The 18,299-nt window shown below is 65.2% G+C and carries 13 protein-coding genes; 3 read left to right on the forward strand and 10 right to left on the reverse strand.

Going from position 1 to position 18,299, the window contains the following annotated elements; translation table 11 throughout:
• Nucleotides 1-417: 417 nt before the first annotated feature.
• From ACCQ03_RS21915 to ACCQ03_RS21925, 3 genes are all read right to left on the reverse strand, one after another.
• Entirely contained in the window at nucleotides 418-1,674 is a 1,257-nt protein-coding gene (locus ACCQ03_RS21915) for a dipeptidase (protein ID WP_209227151.1), read from the reverse strand.
• A 287-nt stretch (nucleotides 1,675-1,961) separates the two neighbouring features.
• A complete protein-coding gene (locus ACCQ03_RS21920) occupies nucleotides 1,962-2,282 on the reverse strand; it encodes a hypothetical protein (RefSeq protein ID WP_017155990.1) in 321 nt (106 codons plus the stop codon).
• Between the two features lie 117 nt (nucleotides 2,283-2,399).
• Complete coding sequence (locus tag ACCQ03_RS21925; RefSeq protein ID WP_057677378.1) at nucleotides 2,400-3,566, reverse strand: class I SAM-dependent rRNA methyltransferase; 1,167 nt, start codon at nucleotides 3,564-3,566, stop codon at nucleotides 2,400-2,402.
• 263 nt (nucleotides 3,567-3,829) lie between these two features.
• On the opposite strand from ACCQ03_RS21925, the gene ACCQ03_RS21930 reads away from it, so the two are divergent.
• Both ACCQ03_RS21930 and ACCQ03_RS21935 read left to right on the forward strand, forming a co-directional pair.
• Nucleotides 3,830-4,786 (forward strand): TerC family protein, encoded by a 957-nt coding sequence (locus ACCQ03_RS21930; RefSeq protein ID WP_057677379.1) that lies wholly within the window; start codon nucleotides 3,830-3,832, stop codon nucleotides 4,784-4,786.
• Nucleotides 4,787-5,436: 650 nt separating this feature from the next.
• On the forward strand, nucleotides 5,437-6,225 hold the full coding sequence (locus ACCQ03_RS21935; protein WP_057687104.1) for a rhomboid family intramembrane serine protease: 789 nt from the start codon (nucleotides 5,437-5,439) through the stop codon (nucleotides 6,223-6,225).
• A 328-nt stretch (nucleotides 6,226-6,553) separates the two neighbouring features.
• Here the strand turns inward: ACCQ03_RS21935 and ACCQ03_RS21940 are convergent, their stop codons facing one another.
• Both ACCQ03_RS21940 and ACCQ03_RS21945 read right to left on the reverse strand, forming a co-directional pair.
• Nucleotides 6,554-7,654, reverse strand: coding sequence for a glycerophosphodiester phosphodiesterase (locus tag ACCQ03_RS21940; protein WP_209227150.1), 1,101 nt, complete (start codon nucleotides 7,652-7,654; stop codon nucleotides 6,554-6,556).
• 246 nt (nucleotides 7,655-7,900) lie between these two features.
• Nucleotides 7,901-10,201: a TonB-dependent receptor gene (locus ACCQ03_RS21945; protein ID WP_209227147.1), complete on the reverse strand. Its 2,301-nt coding sequence runs from the start codon at nucleotides 10,199-10,201 to the stop codon at nucleotides 7,901-7,903.
• 192 nt (nucleotides 10,202-10,393) lie between these two features.
• On the opposite strand from ACCQ03_RS21945, the gene ACCQ03_RS21950 reads away from it, so the two are divergent.
• On the forward strand, nucleotides 10,394-11,251 hold the full coding sequence (locus ACCQ03_RS21950) for an acid phosphatase (protein WP_017155985.1): 858 nt from the start codon (nucleotides 10,394-10,396) through the stop codon (nucleotides 11,249-11,251).
• Between the two features lie 160 nt (nucleotides 11,252-11,411).
• Here the strand turns inward: ACCQ03_RS21950 and mnmE are convergent, their stop codons facing one another.
• The 5 genes from mnmE to rpmH all read right to left on the reverse strand — a co-directional run bounded on the left by mnmE (nucleotide 11,412) and on the right by rpmH (nucleotide 18,058).
• Nucleotides 11,412-12,752 carry a tRNA uridine-5-carboxymethylaminomethyl(34) synthesis GTPase MnmE gene (mnmE, locus tag ACCQ03_RS21955; protein WP_057679966.1) on the reverse strand — a complete coding sequence of 447 codons (1,341 nt, stop codon included), beginning with the start codon at nucleotides 12,750-12,752 and terminating at the stop codon, nucleotides 11,412-11,414.
• Between the two features lie 158 nt (nucleotides 12,753-12,910).
• Nucleotides 12,911-15,607 (reverse strand): polysaccharide deacetylase family protein, encoded by a 2,697-nt coding sequence (locus ACCQ03_RS21960; protein ID WP_209227146.1) that lies wholly within the window; start codon nucleotides 15,605-15,607, stop codon nucleotides 12,911-12,913.
• A gap of 85 nt (nucleotides 15,608-15,692) precedes the next feature.
• Entirely contained in the window at nucleotides 15,693-17,417 is a 1,725-nt protein-coding gene (gene yidC / locus ACCQ03_RS21965; protein WP_150147445.1) for a membrane protein insertase YidC, read from the reverse strand.
• A gap of 24 nt (nucleotides 17,418-17,441) precedes the next feature.
• Nucleotides 17,442-17,879 carry a ribonuclease P protein component gene (rnpA, locus tag ACCQ03_RS21970; protein ID WP_081023078.1) on the reverse strand — a complete coding sequence of 146 codons (438 nt, stop codon included), beginning with the start codon at nucleotides 17,877-17,879 and terminating at the stop codon, nucleotides 17,442-17,444.
• Between the two features lie 38 nt (nucleotides 17,880-17,917).
• Nucleotides 17,918-18,058: a 50S ribosomal protein L34 gene (gene rpmH / locus ACCQ03_RS21975; protein ID WP_002805908.1), complete on the reverse strand. Its 141-nt coding sequence runs from the start codon at nucleotides 18,056-18,058 to the stop codon at nucleotides 17,918-17,920.
• Between the last annotated feature and the right edge of the window lie 241 nt (nucleotides 18,059-18,299).

Raw genomic sequence — 18,299 nt, forward strand, 5'->3', positions numbered from 1 at the left:
CACCGGGTAGGCGGTCGACGCATTCTAGATTGAGCGTTTTTACGGAATCTTCGTCAGGGTGCTGCCGGTTTAGACGCCTGCACGGCCCACTTTTTGTGCAAATGCCTAAGGACTGCGTCAGGCGGCCGGTGCACACTGTGGCATGTACCACCCGCACTCACCCGACGCCTGCGCGCGACGTGGTGGAGTCGCGCTCGATTTCGGACCAGGCACGCGCGGCATCGGCCGAACCGGAACGCGCCTGAGGATCGGCGCTAGGTGCACGGCTGGCGAATCGTTCGAGACGCCGCACCGGCAACGCGCGGACTTCCCCATCCCGGCGGGTCCGATGCAGCAGCCGGCACCACATCCGCGCGCACCGCCAGCCGTGCGACTCCCGAATCCCGAATCACCACCACCGAATCCCGGCAGCCTGCTTCACCGATTCCCCCTTCCCGATTCCCGATTCCCCGCCGCATACGCCTGCGCCTGGCCCATCACCCGCAACAGGTTGCCGCCCCAGATGCCGGCGATCTGCTGTTCGCTGTAGCCCTTGCGCAGCAGCCATGCGGTGATACGCGGCAGGTCGGAGACGTCTTCCAGGCCCACCACGCCGCCACCGCCGTCCCAATCCATGCCGATGCCCACGTGCTCGGGCCCGACCACGGCCAAGATGTGCTCAAGATGCGCGAAGAAGTCTTCTTCGGTGGCGCGCTTGATCGGGTAGCGTGCATCCAGGTCCTTCAGCGCGGCGCTGAGTTTGGTGCCGTCGGCGATCTTGACGTGCTCCCAGCCGCCGTACTGGTCGGTAAGCGCCTTCTCGGCCGCCTTGCGCTCGGGGCTGGCGCCGCTGTCCACCAGATAGCCGCCGTAGGAATTGACCTGGATCACCCCGCCATGCGCGGCCAGCACCTTCAGGCGTGCATCGTCGATGTTGCGCGGGTGGTTGTAGACCGCACGCGCGCCGCTGTGCGAGAGCACGATCGGCACCGGCGACAGCGCAATCAACTGGTCGAACACCGCATCGGAGGCATGCGATTGATCGATCACGATGCCCAGCGCCTGTGCCTGTTGCACCAGCTGTTTGCCGGCCGGGCTCAGGCCGTTCCATTCGGCGCCCTTGGGGTCGGTGGCCGAATCGGCGAACTCGTTGTTGAGAAAGTGCACGGTGCTCATCAAGCGCAGCCCCTGCGCGTAATAGAAGCGCAGCAAGCTGGGATCGGCCACCAGCGGGCTGGCGTTTTCCATGCTGATGTACACCACGCGCTTGCCGTCGGCCTTGATGCGCGTGGCATCGGCCGGCGTGGTGGCCAACGCAAAACGCTGCGGTTGCGCGGCCACCAATGTGTGGATCTTCAGCAGACGCTGCAGGCCGGCATCGCGGTCGTCCAGGTGCGCGGCTGCACTGCGATTGCCCTGGCCGGTGTAGACCGCCCAAAAACCGCCATCGAGCGCGCCTTCGACCATGCGCGGGTAATCCACCTGCGACAGGCGGTTGCCGGCATGCGCCTGCAGCACATCGAAGTCGGCGCGCTCCAGATTGGCCGGCGTGTCCAGATGCGAATCCAGCGTGACCAGGCGTTTCTGCAGGGCAGTCGCGCGCGCCAGTTCGGCCTTGGAAAATTCCAGTGCATGTGCAGGCGGCGCGGCGGCCAGCAACAACGCGACAGACAGGCACAGCCGACGCAGGTGCATGCGATCTCTCAGGCAGTGGGGGTGAGCCGATCATAGCGGCTTGCTGCATGCGCACTGCGGCACACATGGGACGCTGCAGCGCTGCGGTCAATCCGCGCGGCATAGCGTGCGATGTGCAAGTTGCAACGCCGATGAGGTGGCGATGCCGACGGCGCGACCACGCGCCACCGTGTCAAGCAAGGCCCCGCAATACCGGCAATGACGGCGCCACCCGCCGACGGTAGTTGCGCAGCGGTGGGATACGTCCGCCAGCCCAGCGCGCGTGGATCGCTACGCGCGCTGCCGCGTCAGTCCTCCAGTTCCGCCAGCCGCGCGCGCACGCTGTCCACATCGATGTGCTCGCGCACATGCGGCCACTGCCGCGCCCACACCGAACGGAACACGATCCACGCACCGAACACGCCCAGACAGGTCGAGCCCAGCGCCAGCAGCAACGGGTGCAGCGGCGAACCGTCGCCAGTCTGGAACAGGTACATGAAGGCCCCGGAAAACAGCAGCCACACGCCGAACACCGGCCAGTTGCTGGCCAGCAGGCTGGCATTAGGCCGCTCAATCTCACGCAGCAACCGGCGCAGGGCCTTGCGTTCGTCTTCGTCGCTGGAGGTCATCGCCGGCTCCTGGTTGCATGTCTGCTTCGACCTACTGCTGGCCGGCGATGCGATGGCATCGCGGCGCGGAAGACGCTGCCTGCAACGCGGCAGACCGTCTTCCGCCGCAACGCGCTGCTACATCACCCGGCAGAACACCGCCTTCAAATAGCGCGATTCCTGCACATGCGCCATGAACGGATGATCGGAACCGGCGCCGGCCACTTTCAGGATCTGGATGGTGCGGCCGGAGAAATACGAGGCGCGCCGCAGCATGTCCAGAAACTCCTGCTCGGCCACCAGGCCGGTGCACGAGAAGGTGGCGAACAGGCCGCCGGGCTTGACCACGCCCAGCGCCAATTTATTCATGTCCAGGTACTTCTTCAGCGCGGGGATCACCTGGTCGCGGTCGCGGGTCATCTTGGCCGGGTCCAGGATCACCACATCGAACTGTTCGCCGCGATTGGCCGCGTCGCGCAGCCACGGAAAGATGTCGGCCTGCACGAACTTGGGCCGCACGTTATTGAGCTTGGCGTTGCCCTTGGCGATGGCGATGACGTCTTCGTCGATGTCCACGCCCAGCACCTCGGCTGCCCCACGGGCGGCCGCATACACCGCAAAGCCGCCGGTGTTGCAGCACAGGTCCAGCACGGTCTTGCCGTCCACCTGCTCGCTCAGCCACTGCCGGTTGTCGCGCTGGTCGGCGAAGAAGCCGGTCTTGTGCGCACCGGCCGGGTCGGCGCGGAACTTGATGCCGTGCTCGGTGATCACCGCAGCTTCCGTGGTGGTGTTGCTGTGGAAGTCGAAGCTTTCCTGCTTCTGCACGTGCTCGTCGGCAAAGCTGTGGAAGCGGCAGCCGGGGAACTGTTCGCGCAGCGCCTCGTAGATCCATTCGCGGTGGCGGAACATGCCGGCGGCGAAGAACTCCACCACCACCAGGTCGCCGTAGCGGTCCACCACCAGGCCGGACAGGCCGTCGCCTTCGCTGTGCACCACGCGCCAGGCATCGGACACGCCATCGAGCTTGAGCCAGTCGCGGCGCAGGCTCACTGCCGCGGCGATCTTGCGCGAGAACCAGCCCGCATCCACCGGTACCGACCGGTCGGTTTCCAGGATGCGCACGGCAATGCGCGAATGGCCGTTGTAGAAGCCGCGCCCGACCCACTCCCCGTCCACGCCGACCACATCGACGATGGTGCCGGGCTTGGGCTTGGCGGCAGGCTTTTCCACCAACTTCTGGAAGATCCACGGGTGGCTGGAGCGCCAGGCATTCTTGAGACGGACGAGGGGGACTGGAATATTCATCGGCCCATTGTATCCGGCTGGATTGACGTGCCTGCGCCGGGCACGCAGAATCGGGCGCAGAAGGGGAGTAGCTCCCAGCGTTGTCGCCGTCATGACGAGCCCTGGCATCAGGCGCTCCGGTGCAACGGCAACCGGCCCAGCCGGTTGCGAGCGAGACCTTCGCCGCGCAGGCGAAGGTCCGTCACCCGGAATCCACGATTTCCGTGTCACAAGGCCTCAGCCCAACCGGCTGTCCAGGCCGCTTTCACTTTTTCGGGATTCTTATGCAAACCATTGGCAACGTCTGGTTATGGGGTGGCTTCGCGGTGGTGGTGGTCGCCGCGCTGCTGATCGATCTGGTGCTGATGCGCCACGGGGGCGCCCACAAGGTGACCTTCAAGGAAGCCACCTGGTGGAGCATCGGTTGGGTGCTGCTGGCGCTGGCCTTCGATGCCGGGCTGTGGTGGTACCTGCAAGGCAGCGTCGGGGACGCGCAGGCCGACCAGATCGGGCTGCAGTTCCTCACCGGCTACCTGGTGGAAAAATCCCTGGCGGTCGACAACATCTTCGTGTTCCTGATGGTGATGACCTACTTCGGCGTGCCCGAAGAACAGCGCCAGCGCGTGCTGATCATCGGTGTGCTGGGCGCGATCGTGCTGCGCGCGATCATGATCTTTGCCGGCTCGATGCTGCTGGCCAAGTTCCATTGGCTGCTCTACGTGTTCGGCGCGTTCCTGCTGCTGACCGGCATCAAGATGTGGTTCTCCGCCGGCAAGGAGCCGGATCTGGAAGCCAACCCGGTGCTGCGCTGGATGCGCCGGCACCTGCGCCTGAGCCCGCAGTACCACGGCAACCTGCTCAGCGTGATCAAGGACGGCAAGCGCTGGTTTACGCCGCTGTTCGTGGTGCTGATCCTGATCGCGGTGATCGACGTGATCTTCGCGGTGGACAGCATCCCGGCGATCTTCGCGATCACCACCGACCCGTTCATCGTGCTCACCTCCAACGTGTTCGCGGTGCTGGGCCTGCGCGCGATGTTCTTCCTGCTGGCCGGCATGGCCGACCGCTTCCACCTGCTGCCCTACGGCCTGGCGGTGATCCTGGTGTTCATCGGCATCAAGATGATGATCATCGATCTGTACAAGATCCCGGTGCTGGTGTCGCTGGGCGTGGTGGTGGCGATCCTGGTGGGCACCATCGTGCTGAGCCTGCTGCGCCCACCCAAGCCTGCCGGGCACTGAGGGGCCGGGATTGGGCAGTCGGGATTCGGGATTGGTGGCGCAGCCTGCACTGCTGGCAACCATGCGCGTCGACCATCTCGACAGGTCCTTGCCCGCTCACCGGCGCGGGACCTTATGTGGCATGGACGCTGCGTAAGCGCCTACAAGGACGTACGTGCAGCGTGTCCCGCGATGGTGGGCGGGCAAGGGCCCTGCAGCCAAGCGACGATCAACAATCAAAAGCTAGGTGAGTCGAGGGCGCGGTGCCCTCACCGCTCGCGGGACACACCGTGAACCCGTCCCTGGGGACTCGATGCCGGCATCCATGCCGCCAACGGTCTCGCAAGCGGCGAGGACACCGCACCAAAGAGTTGTAGGTGGCTTTGTTGAAAACAGGCGCACCGACCATCTCCACTGGTCCTTGCCCGCTCACCGTCGCGGGACCTTGCGCGGCATGGATGCCGCGCCAGAGCTCACAAGGACGTACTTGTAGCGTGTCCGGCGATGGTGGGCGGGCAAGGACCCTGCAGCCAAGCAACAGATCATCCGTGATGTGGCGCAGGCGGATGCGCCAACGATCGGCGCCGGGATTGGATTATCCCGTCGCCGGGCCTGCTTATCCCGCGCCGGGCAGGCTTGTAAAACCCCCGTGCGACGCCATCCGTGAAGGTATGACACCGCATCCTGTTGCCGCCGCAGAAACCACCACCCAAGCTCGCCTGGATCGTTCCCGGATCTTGCGTGCCTTCAACATCAGCCTGGCCGCCGTGTTGTTGCTGGTGGCGGTATTCACCGCCCAGGGCATGTTCGACTGGCGCGCCTGGGCGGTGGCGCCGCTACAGGCCGACGGCCTGCTCGGCATCCTTACCGCACCGCTGCTGCACGGCTCGCTGGCGCACCTGGGCGCCAATGCCGCCGCGCTGCTGATCCTGGGCACGCTGGCCGGCAGCGTGTATCCGCGTGCCACCGTGATGGCGCTGCCGCTGTTGTGGCTGGGCTCGGGCCTGGGCGCGTGGCTGCTGGGCGAACCCGGCAGCCGGCACCTGGGTGCCAGCGGCGTGACCCACGGGCTGATGTTCCTGGTGTTCGTGCTGGGCTTGCTACGCCGCGACCGCCCCGCGATCGCCACCAGCATGATCGCCTTCCTGTTCTACGGCGGCATGCTGATGACCATCCTGCCGCACGAAGCCGGCGTGTCCTGGCAATCGCATCTGGGCGGTGCGGTGGCCGGGTTGATCGCCGCCCTGCTGCTGCGCCTGCGCGACCCGCAACAGGCCAGGCCGCGCTACAGCTGGGAAGACGAGGACGAAGACGCTGCCTGGGAAGTGAGCAACCCCGAGCACGCGATGCTGGAACCGCCACCGCCGCGTCAGGTGCCCGTGCTGTGGCAGCGCCAGGACGATGGCTCAGACAACGTGGTGCTGCATTTCCCGCCGCGCGAACGCCCGCCGGGAACCTGAGACGTATCAGGCAACTACGAGTGGGTCGATCGCGTTGCCATGCCATGCGTAGGAGCGCGCCCGGGCGCGATGGAGCTTCCCCGGTAACGCTTCGTCGTGCCCGGGTGCGCTCCTACAGGCGCTACCTGACGCGACGGTGCCCGCTCAATGCGCGCCACGCCATGCTAAGGTCATCGGCGAAAACGCATCGATACCGGCGTTCAGATCACGTCTCAACTTTGCCCGCGCGATCGATGGCGTTGCTCTGCTCTGCGTAGGAGCGTGCCCGCGCGCGATGGGCTTTACCGGCAGAGCTCGTCGCGCGCTGGCACGCTCCTACGGCTGCTGGCTAGCGCAAGGAATGCCCGCTCAACGCGCGCCGCGCCAGGCCCGGATCGTCGGCGAAGAACGCATCGATCCCGGCATCCAGATACGCCTGCAACTCGACCAATGCACCGGCGTCGTTGCGCTCGGTCACCGCGCCACTGCTGCGGTTGTTGGCGGCCAGAAAGTAGTTCTCCGGTCGGAAGGTGTAGGGCTGCACCTGCAAACCGGCCGCATGCGCATCGTGCACCAGGAGGGTGGGCGTCCCCAGGCGTTGCTGCGCATCCAGCGGGATGATGCTACGGATGTCGGGGCCGATTGCGTCGGCATAGCGTGCGACCTGCTTGAGGCCGTCGGGCGTGATCATCTGCCCGTAGGTCTTCGGCGCACCGTCCGCGCCGGCATCGGGCAGCGCCACCTGCGCGCCACCGAGCAACTGCAGCAGGCTGATGTTGCTGGTGCGGCCGATCTTGCTGCGCAGATAGCGCAGGTTGCCGGTCTCGAACGACTGGATGATCACCGGCGCAGTCCGGGTATAGGCATGCGCCTGCAAGGTGGCCAGCACATTGTCTTCCATCGGCAGGCCAAGCGCCTTGAAATAGCTCGGGTGCTTGATCTCCGGAATGAGCCCGATGGCGCGCCCGGTCGCTGCCGATTCTGCAGCGACGAAATCGATGATTTCATCGAAGGTCACGACCTGGAATTGCCCGTCCCAGCGCGTGCCGCGCAGCTGCGGCAGTCGCTCGCGCGCACGTAGCGTCTTCAACTCGGCCAGGCTGAAATCTTCGGTAAACCAGCCTTCCATCGCCTGGCCATCGATGGTTTTGCGCGTCTTGCGCGCCGCGAACTCCGGATGGCTCGCCACATCGGTGGTGCCGCCGATCTCGTTCTCGTGCCGCGCGATCAGCACGCCATCCTTCGTCGACACCAGATCCGGCTCGACAAAATCGGCGCCATCGACAATGGCTTTGGCATAAGAGGCCAGGGTGTGTTCCGGACGCAGCGCACTGGCGCCGCGGTGCGCAAAGATCTGCACCGTCTTGGCCAGCGGCGCTTCGGCAACTGCAGGGCCGCTCGTGCCAACCATCATCGCTCCCACCAACCAGATACGACCGAACTGCGTCATGCATCTCTCCAACGAAAAACAGGTACCGAATCGACGTATGGCCGCCAGGCGAGTCCACTCGATGGGCGGCGCGGGAGGTACGACTGTACATCCCGCTTCCGCTGCATCGTCCGCACCCGCCGGAAAATCGCTTGCGACGTCTTGTGAGCCAGCCTAAAACCGTCTGCGTCGATCGAAACCGAAATCGGTAAGCAACCGCAAGACCGGCTCTTACGATTCCCCACTCCCGATTCCCGATTCGCGTCCTCAGAACTTGGCATCCAGCGTCAAGAACACTTGCCGCGGCGCACTGGCATGGAAGGCCAGCTGACGCCCGTTCGGGTCGGTGTTGGCGAACGCGGTGAGATTGGAGGCGTAACGCTTGTCGGTGAGGTTGGTGACATTGAGCGAGAGCTTGAGACCCTGCAGCACACCGACCTGGCCGAAGTCATAACCGCCGCCCGCATCGAAGGCGGTGTAGCCGCCAAAGCCCTGGTCGTTGGTATAGGTGTAATAGCGCTGGCCGGTGTACTTCCCGCGCAGGTTGAGATTCCAAGGCCCGTAATTGAAGGCCAGTTCGCTGGCGAACATGCGCTTGGGCGTGTCGACGGTGTACTTGCCGGCGGTGGGAATCACCACCCCGTTCTGCACGTAGTTGTCGTCGTAGGTGGAGCGATTGATCGAGGCCGAGTTGTACCATTGCAGGTAGCTGGTCGGCTTCCAGATCACCGTCAGTTCGCCGCCGCGGCTGCTCACCGAGCCGACGTTGAAGAAGCGCGTGGTGCATGCCGGCGTCGTGCCCTGCTGGATGCTGGCGCAGGGGTTGAGCGAAAGCAGGCGGTTATCGAAGGTCACGTCGTAGCCGACCAGCGAGGCTTCGAAGCGGTCGCGCACGAAGCGATAGCCCGCTTCCAGCGTGCGCGATTTCTCCGGCTCCAATGCGCCGACGCTGGCATCGAACGAGGCCTGGGTCACCAGCAACGGGCCGCCGGCGCCGCCGCCCTGGAATGCGGCGATGTTTTCCGCGTACGAGGTGAACACTTCCTGGCCTTCGGCCAGGCGATAGCCCAAGCCGATCTGCGGCAACACCGATTCGCTGGCCTTGAGCGAGCCGGTGGCCACCGGCGCTTCCACCGCCACGCCCGGCGTCTCGCGCGCGGTCATTTCCGTGCTCGGGCTCTTGATGCCCAGGTCCAGGCTCAGACGCTCATCGAAGAACTTGAAATTGCCCTGCACATAGAACTGGCGCGTGGTGATGACGTAGTTCTGCGAGAACAGGCGACGGTTGGGATTCTGCAGGAACTTATCGTCGCTGACCGGCCCGGTGATCCAGTAGAAGTTGCGCTCCACATCATGGTGATTGCGCTCATACCACAGGCCCGCTTCCAGGTGATGCGGGCCCAACTCCCACCCGAGCGAGGCGATGCCGCCGGTGCGGTTGATCCAGTAATTGGTGCTGCGGATGGAGATCGGCAATGCCTGCGGCGTGCCGGGGTTGGAGGCCTGGCCCGGCGACCACCAGTGGCCCTGGCCCTTGTTTTCGTGGTGATAGACCTGCGTGTGCAGGCTGATCGCATCGTTGGGCTGGAAGTCGCCGGCGACATAGAACAGGTCGTCGTCGCGCAAGGCGCGGCTCTGGTAATACGCATCGTCGATGTTGTCCACGCCGCCACTGAAGCCGCAACGCGCGGCGTTGCGCGTGGCCGGTGCGCAATACGCTGCGGCCAAGGCGCGGTTCCAGTCCGGCGCGTACAGATTCCAGTCCCAGCCCAGGCCACGCGCCATGCCGCTCTTGGACAGATACGCATAGTCGGCCTGCGAGGTCCGCGAGGTATCGGCGAATGCGGTCAGCTTGCCGCCATCGAACTGGTACACGCCCTTGGCATTGAACTGCCGCGTGGTGGTCGGCGATTCCGGGCGCGCCCACATGTCCGCTTCGGCATTGATGCCGGACACATACGCCGAAAACCCGTTGTAGTCGCCGGTATCCACGCGCAGGAAGGTGCGGCGGTTGGCGTCGGAGCCCACCGTCTGCGAGACCTGGCCGCCGAATACGCTGGACGGATCGGCCGAGTAATACTGGATGGTGCCGCCCAGGTTGCTGGTCGACGCCGTGCCCAACGCACCGATGCCCGAGGCCAGCTCCACGCCGCCGAAGTTTTCTGCGATCAATGCGCGGCTGATGTTGAGGCCGTTGTAGTTGCCATACGCGTTATCGCCCAGCGGCAGAGCGTCGAGCGTATAGCCCAGGCGCGTGCCGTTGAAACCGCGCAGGCTGATCGTCTGCGACTCTTCGTTGGCACCGAATGCATCGTTGGATTGCACATTGACGCCCGGCATGCGGTTGAGCAGCTTCTGGATGCTGGTACCTGGCGGCAATACCGGGATGTCCTGCTGGGTGATGCGCTGCACCTGGCGCGTTTCGCCCTGACCGATCACCGACACCGCATCGAGTTGCTGCACCGTCGCACCGGTATCGGCAGACACCTCAAGGTCGGCGGCGTAAACGGCAGGTGCGAGCACGAGCGCGGCGAGAACGGCGGCACTTAATTGATGGGTCTTGGGCATGAGCGGCGTTGGGGACGAGTCAAAAGATGGCGGCAAGCGTGCGACAGTTGTCTTGCGTCGATGCGACCGAAACATGACAGTGCAACGACAACCGTTTCGCATCCCTCGCCGTTGCTGCGTTGCCTTGGCATGCAGCTGTCATCGAGCCGTCGTAATCTGCGGGCTCTTCCATTCGTGTTGTCTGAGGTTGCTATGTCCCAGCGCAGTGCTCGCCACTTTCATCGGACGCTGGTCAGCGTTGCCGTCGCCGCACTGTTGATCGGCAGCGGCATCGCAAGTGCACGCGACAAGCCAGCCTCGAAAGATTCGGTGCTCGCCACCGACGCGCATGGGTATCTAGAACAACAACAACTGCCCGACAGCGTGCAGCTGGTACCACCGCCACCGCAGGAGGGCAGCGCTGCGCTCGCCAACGACGAGGCAGTCGCCAAGGCCATGCTCGCCCTGCGCGGGACACCGCGCTGGGAGCTGGCCGCGCAGGACGCGGTCCTGAGCTTTCCGGCTGCCGCCACGCACTTCAGCTGCGCGCTGGGCATCCAGATCGACCAGACCAGCACCCCGCATCTGATCGGTCTGCTCGAACGCAGCATGCGCGATGCCAGCACCGCGACCAGCGCCGCCAAGGCACGCTACCAACGCCCGCGTCCTTTCATGCGCAACGCCCAACCGATGTGCACCCCGGCCGATGACGCGGCGCTGCGCAAGAACGGCTCCTACCCCTCCGGCCACACCGCCATCGGCTGGACCTGGGGCCTGATCCTGTCGGAAATCGCCCCTGCCCGCCGCGATGCCCTGCTCGCGCGCGGCCGCGCCTTCGGCGACAGCCGCCTAGTCTGCAACGTGCACTGGCAGAGCGATGTCACCCAGGGCCGCGTGGTGGGCGCCGCCACGGTCGCCGCATTGCACGCCAATCCTGCGTTCGAAAAAGACCTGGCCGCCGCACGCCGCGAGATCGAACAGGCGCAGGCCAAGCAGCCGGCTGCGTCCGCGGTGGCTGCGTGCAACGCCGAAGGCCAGGCGCTGAAGACCGTATTGCCTGGGGTGATGTAGTCCACGGCAAGCGCACGGCCGCTGCGCCTGCTGGGCTCGGACGAGGTGCGAGCGTTTGCGCCCGCATCGCCGTCCACGCCGATGATGTGCGGCGGCAGATGCGTTTGACCGCGGCCGGTTCAACGGTTCCCGCCCGCCCCAGCGCGCTGCACACCACGCATCACTTGCCGATGCAAAAACTCGAGAAGATCTTGCCGAGCAGGTCATCGGCACTGAGCTTTCCGGTGATCTCGCCGAGCGCTTCATGTGCCAGGCGCAGTTCTTCGGCAGCCAGTTCCAGCTGCTCGAAACCCAGTTCCAGATCGGCAGCGTCCACGTGGCGTTCGGCGCGACGCAGCGCTTGGACATGCCGGGTGCGGGCGGAGAATTCGCCATCGACGCTGTCCACGCCATCGCCCAGTGCAAGCTCGCGCAGGCGGGTGTGCAATTGCTCAAGTCCCTGCCCGGTCACGGCCGAAACGGCGATCGCGTTGGCATCGATCTGCGCGGCATCGGCAAGCAGATCACACTTGTTGTGGATCCACAGCTGACGCGGCACCGCATCGATGGCATCGCCGATGGCATCGCGGGCGGCCTGCGGGTCGCGTGCATCCAGCACCACCAGCGCCAGGTCGGCGCGTTCCAGCTCGGCACGTGCGCGGCGCATGCCTTCGCGTTCGATCGCATCGCCGCCATCGCGCAGGCCGGCGGTATCGACCAGGGTCAACTCGAACCCGTCGAGCTGGATGGCTTCGCGTAAGGTGTCGCGGGTGGTGCCGGCAACATCGGTGACGATCGCACGGTCGCTACCGGCCAGCGCATTGAGCAGGGAACTCTTGCCGGCGTTGGGCGGACCGATCAACACCGCATGCAGGCCGTCGCGCAACTTGCGTCCGCGTTCGGCATCGCGCAGCAGCTGCGCGAGTACGTTGCGCGCCTGGCCCAGACCATCGCGTAGCTGGTTCCCGCCCAAGGTATCGAGGGGCTCGTCGGCAAAGTCGATGGCGGCCTCGACATGGATGCGCAGGCGGGTCAGGGTTTCGGCCAATGCATCGACCCGTTGCGAAAACACCCCGTCCAGTGCGCGCCGCGCTGCGCGTGCCGCCCTCAGGTCGCCGGCTGCGATCAGGTCGGCGATCGCCTCGGCCTGCGCAAGATCGAGCTTGCCGTTGAGAAAGGCACGTTCGCTGAACTCACCGGCGCGTGCCTGGCGTGCCCCCAGTTCGATGCAGCGGGCAACCAGTTGCCGCAACAGCACCGGGCTGCCATGGCCTTGCAGCTCGACGACGTCTTCGCCGGTAAAGCTGTGCGGCGCGTTGAACCACAGCGCAATGCCATCGTCGATGACGGCGCCCTGCCCGTCGCGAAAACGCGCGTAGTGCGCATGCCGCGGCTGCAGCACCGCGATTCCAAGCTGCGCTGCGATCTGCACCGACTGCGGCCCGGACAGGCGCACGATCCCCACACCGCCGATTCCGGCAGCACTGGCAATGGCAACGATGGTAGAGGTGGAAGACGCCATGGGCACTGCTCTAACGAGGATTGAAAAGGGACACAGAGATTTTAAACGGCGCGGCCACCAGTGCCGATCCGCGTGTGTGCGGGTTCCTTTGAATCACCTGCCGTGGCGACATTCGCGCTGACTGGCGTCTGCACGCCGTGTCGTGTCGCGACGTCCGGTCACAACGATTGCAGCTGCGCGCGCGCCTGCTCGGCACCACTGCCTTGCGGCTGCAATTCCAGGTACGTGGAATAGGCCTTGCGCGCCTTGTCGCGATCACCTGCCTTCGCATATGCATCGCCGAGATTGAGATAGGCCACCGCGCGCGAGGGATCGATCTTCAAGGTGTTTTCCAGCCAGCGCGCCGATTCGGCAAAGCGCCCCTGACGGTAATACACAAAGCCCAGGTTGTTGGCCGCCAGCGCAAAATCCGGGCGCAGCTTCAGTGCCTCGGCAAATTGCTCGGCCGCGTCGGCATAGCGCTGTTCCTTGTACAACTGCAGGCCGCGTTCGTTGGCCAGCTGTGCGCGTTGGCGATCGCTGCTCTTCACTGCGGTGGGCAACACCAGCGTGGCCTGACCACCTTGCAGGGTCTTCACCGTCACCGGCGCTGCAGCCGCTGTCGCACCGGCTGCGGCCGGCACAGGGCGCGCTGCGTCCACGCGTGAGTTGAGCGCAATCGCATCGGCCGACAGCTGCGCGGTCTGCGCAGTGAGAAATTCTTCGCCGCTGGGAACCTGGAACACGAATTCGCCGCCTTGCGAACCGGGCAGGCTGCCGAAGGCCGGCGTCTGCGCCGAGACTGCCGAGACTGCAGGCGCCACGTACGCGGCCAGTTCGGTTCCGGTGATCAAGCCATCGCCATTGAGGTCGCCCTTGCCGGCCAATGCCTGCAACAGCACCCAGGTGAACACCGAATGCCCATTGGGCCCGCTGTCGGCCACCTGTTGATCGGCGCCGCCGGCGGTGAGCATCTGGCGCGCAATACGCCGCGCGTTCTCGCGCAGGTACGCGCTGGACGTCGGCCCGCCACGCGTCAATCCCAGCCCGCTGTAGCACGCATCCATCACGAAGAAGACGTGCTTGGCCTGCAGGCTTTCGGCGATGTTCTGCAAATCGCTCATTGCGATCGCATCGCTGGCCAGATGCTGCGGGTCCGAGTCGACCGGAATGATGTAACCAAGATCGCGACCGGAAGCGAGCCGTCGTGTGGCGCCATGCCCGGCAAAGAACACGAACACGCGGTCGTTGGTTTGTGCACGGCCTTCGCCGAGGCGGTCGTGGAATGCGGCCAGGATATTGTTGCGCGTGGCCTGCCCGTCCTTGAGCACGATCACTTGCGAGGACGGAAATCCCAACGGCCCAGTCAGGGTACTGGCAATTGCCTGCGCATCGTTGGCCGCATATTCCAGCTTGGGCCACTGCGCGTAGTCGTCGATACCGATCACGATCGCCCACGATTTCGCATAGCCGGTGGTCACCGTGGCATCGGCCATTGCGCTGGGTGCACGCGCGACCGAAAACTCACGGCCATTCCAGCCGGCGAACTGGTACCCGTCGGCGATGAGCCGATCCAGAATCTGAGGCAGCGCTTTCACTGCGCGATCGTGGATGTCATGGAACAGCACGATGCCCCGCTGCTCCTTGTTCACTTGATCGAGCACGCGCTGCACGATGGATTCGGGCACCGGGTCGGCCCAGTCCAGCGAGTCGATGTTCCACATGATCGATTTCAGGCCGGCCTCGCCCAGCAGCTGCAAGCCTTCCGCATTGCGTGCGCCATACGGAAACCGGAACAGCGGCGCGCGTTTGTCGTCCACCGCACGCAGCAACATGTCGGTATCCAGCACTTGGCGACGCATTGCATCGCCAGTGGTTTTGGACAACTGTGCGTGGGTCAGGCTGTGGTTCCCCACGGCGTAGCCTTCTTCCATCAGCGTGTGGCTGATCTTGGACAGCGGCGCAAGTTGCGCTTTGCCGGCGGCATCCACACTGCCGAGATTGCGCCCCACTTCGAAGAACACGCCTGGCACATCGTAGCGCTTGAGAATCGCCACGATCTCCTCGGTGTAGGCCTTGTGCGGGCCATCGTCGAAGGTGAGCACCACCGTCTTGGGCGGCAGGTCGCGGCCGAACACTTCGCTGTCGCGCGCGGACAACGGGTACGGCTCGACCACGCCATGGTCGCGCAGGATGTTCTCGCGCGTGTAGAGCGTGCGCAGATGCGCCACGTAGTCGCCCCATTTCTCGCGCTTGGGCACGATGGCGCGGCTGCGATCGAAACGACTGAAGATCTGCGTCAACTCTTTGTCGTAGCTGCGCTCGATCTCGTCCAGCGCTTCCAGATCCTCGCCGATGCGCTGATGCAGTTTCACCGCCGGCAATGCAGAGTCGCGGCCGATGCGTGCATGCAGATCGCGCAGCACCTCGGCAAATGCCAGGCGGTCGGCATCGAACAGATCCGGCGCAGATTCCACTTCGTCCAGCACCGCGGCAATCGTCGCGAACCGGCGTGCGTCTTGGGAGATCAGCACGCTGTCGAACGATGCGGCAATGCGCTCGCGCTGCTCCAGGTTTTCGTGAAACAACTGCTGGCCCACGCTGCTGGAGGTGGCGCGATCGCGTGGTGTTTGCGTGTCCTCATCGGCCAGCAGCACGATGATGCGGCGGTGCCGGTCCAGATGTTGGCGCAGTTGCGCGATCAATGCACCGGTGGCGTTCCCGGTCTTGTCCGCCTGCGTGTCAGCACGCGTTGCAGCAGTGGGCTTCGCGGCGGCGGCAGCGTCGCTGGCGTCCTGCGTGCCGCAGCCGGCCAACGCCAGCACTCCCACGCAACTTGCGCACAGCAACAGGCGATGCAACGGCGATGTGGTCACGACGGCGTCCTTGGCGAAACAGACAACAGGCAATACATGCGGGCTGACATGCAGAAAGCCCGCCTTGCGGCGGGCCTTGGTGAACTTACTTGGCGTTGGCCTGGATGATCTTGCTCGGCTTCTCGCCGTGCTGGCGGATCATCCACCACTGGATCAACAGACCCAGGCCGCCGTTGACCACCCAGTACAGCACCAGGCCGGCCGGCATGAAGGCCATCATGACGCCGAACACCAGCGGCATGAACTGCATCATCTTGGCCTGCATCGGGTCCATACCCGGGGTCGGGGTCAGCTTCTGCGTGGCCCACATGATCGAGATGTTGAGCAGCGGCAGGATGAAGTACGGGTCGCGCGCAGTCAGATCCTGGATCCAGCCCAGCCACGGCGCCTGGCGCAGTTCCACCGACTCCACCAGCACCCAGTACAGCGCGAAGAAGATCGGCATCTGGATCAGCAGCGGCAGGCAGCCGCCCATCGGGTTGATCTTTTCCTTCTTGAACAGCTCCATCGTCGCCTGCTGGTACTTGACGCGATCGTCGCCGTAGCGCTCCTTGAGTTGCGCCAGGCGGGGCTGGAAGCGACGCATCTTGGCACCGGACTTGTACTGCGCAGCCGACAGCGGATACAGCGCCAGACGCAGCAGCACCACCAGGCCGATGATGGCCCAGCCCCAGTTGTGCAGGAAGCTGTGCAGATGGCTCAGCACCCAGAACAGGCCCTGGCCGATGATGGCCATGATCGAGAAGCGGCTGTAATCGACCACGCGGTCCAGGCCCTTGACGTCTTCCTTGGCGATCAGGCTGACCAGCTTCGGGCCCACCCACAGGCGCGCTTCGGTGCTGGCGGTCTGGCCCGGCGCCACGGTGAAGGCCGGTCCACGCAGCTCGGCCACGTCGCGTGGGCCGTCCTGGGCCAGCACGTACAGCGAGGCCTGGTCCTTCTGCGGAATCCAGGCGGTGAAGAAGTGGTGCTGCAGCAGCGCCACCCAGCCGCCGGTGATCTGGCGATTCAGGCCACCGTCGTCCATGTAGTCCTTGAACGCGCGGCGCTCATAGCCTTCCTGCGGGCTGTACCAGGTCGCGCCATTGAAGCTGAATGAGTCCGGATTGGTCATGCCGCGGCTGAGGATGGTCGGCACCCGGCTCAGCTTGCGGAACACGTAGCCGTTCCACGGCGCGCCACTCTTGTTGATCACCTCGTCCTTGATCGAGATCGCATAGCGGCCGCGCTCCAGGGTGAAGGTGCGACGGATCGAGACGCCGTCGGGGCCATTCCAGACGAACGGCACCACCAGCGTGTTCTGGCCCTTGGCCAGTTCGAACGTCGTGCCCGGCTGCTCGGCGCGGAAGCCGCCCACACCCGGCACCGGCGAATGCTCGCTGGCCCAGCCGCTGGTGGCGTTATAGGGGTGCGCCGGATCTTCGGTCAGCAGGCTGACCGGCGCGGTGCCGTCCTTGGTCTGCGGGAACTGCAGCAGCTCGGCATCGAGCACGCTGCGGCCATCCAGCTTCAGGCGCAGCACGTCCGAGGTCAGGGTCACCACCGGCGCAGCGCCGGCAGCAGCCGGTGTCGCCGCAGTGCTGCTGGTCGCCGGCACGGTGCCCAGCGCGCCGGCCTGCGGAATGGCCTGGGCCGAAGGTACATTGGCCGCGCTCGGCGCTGCCGCATCCAGGTCGCGCGCCGCCGGCACCGACTGCGTCGCCGCGACCACCGGCGCATTGGCAGCCGCCTTGTCCTTGCCCCACTCCATCCACAGCAACGCCGCGACCATCAGCCAGGCAAAAATCAGGAAAACACGGGTCTGGTTCATCGGGCAGCACTCGCTCAGTCGGAACTACAGTTCCGGCTCTGTCGGGGAAGGGGAGGATGGGCGCACCGTCCTGGCGGGCGGCATTGTGCCGGGCGCAGCAGGCAGGGGCAATGCGCCGGCACGGCGCAGCAGACGCACGAAGGCATCGCGAATCTGTGGATTGGTCGCTTTTGCCGCCGCCGAGCGCGCCACGATGACGTAATCACCACCGGCCAGCTCGGGCAGCAGATGCCGCATGGCATCGCGCAGCACACGTTTGATGCGGTTACGTCCGACCGCGCGCGTATCGACCTTGCGCGACACCGCCATGCCCAGGCGCGGCGGCGTATCGCCGGTGCGCCAGTGCAGGCTCAGGAGTGGGTCCGAGGTGCGACGTGCAGCGTCGAAAACGATCGTATATTGCGCACGCGTACGAACCCGCGCAGAGCGAGGAAATCGCCTGCGCGGGTTCGATGCGTTCACGGTAGGGACTGCCTCGGCCGCAGGGAGCGGCGCGGCAATCAAGCGCTCAGGCGCTTGCGGCCCTTGGCGCGGCGGCGAGCCAGGATCTTGCGGCCGTCGGCGGTTGCCATACGTGCGCGGAAGCCATGATCGCGTGCTCGCTTGAGATTGCTGGGTTGGAAAGTACGCTTGGTGGCCATGGGGCCCTCTGCATGGATGGAGACGAATAGAACCGGTAATTCTATAGCCTGCCGCGGCTCCGGTCAACACCCTGCTTGCTTTACCGCAGATGAGGACGGCGGCGCCCTGTGGATGGCCCTGTGAATAACTCTGGGAAAACCCTGCCCTCGGTGCTAGGCTGGTCCATCCTCTTTTCACTACCGGGCTGCGAGCACGGCGCTTTTCTGCGCGCCGCAGCCGGCAACAGATGATCACACTTTG

It is taken from the genome of Xanthomonas sp. NCPPB 3569 (assembly GCF_041475645.2).
Lineage (GTDB): Bacteria > Pseudomonadota > Gammaproteobacteria > Xanthomonadales > Xanthomonadaceae > Xanthomonas > Xanthomonas phaseoli.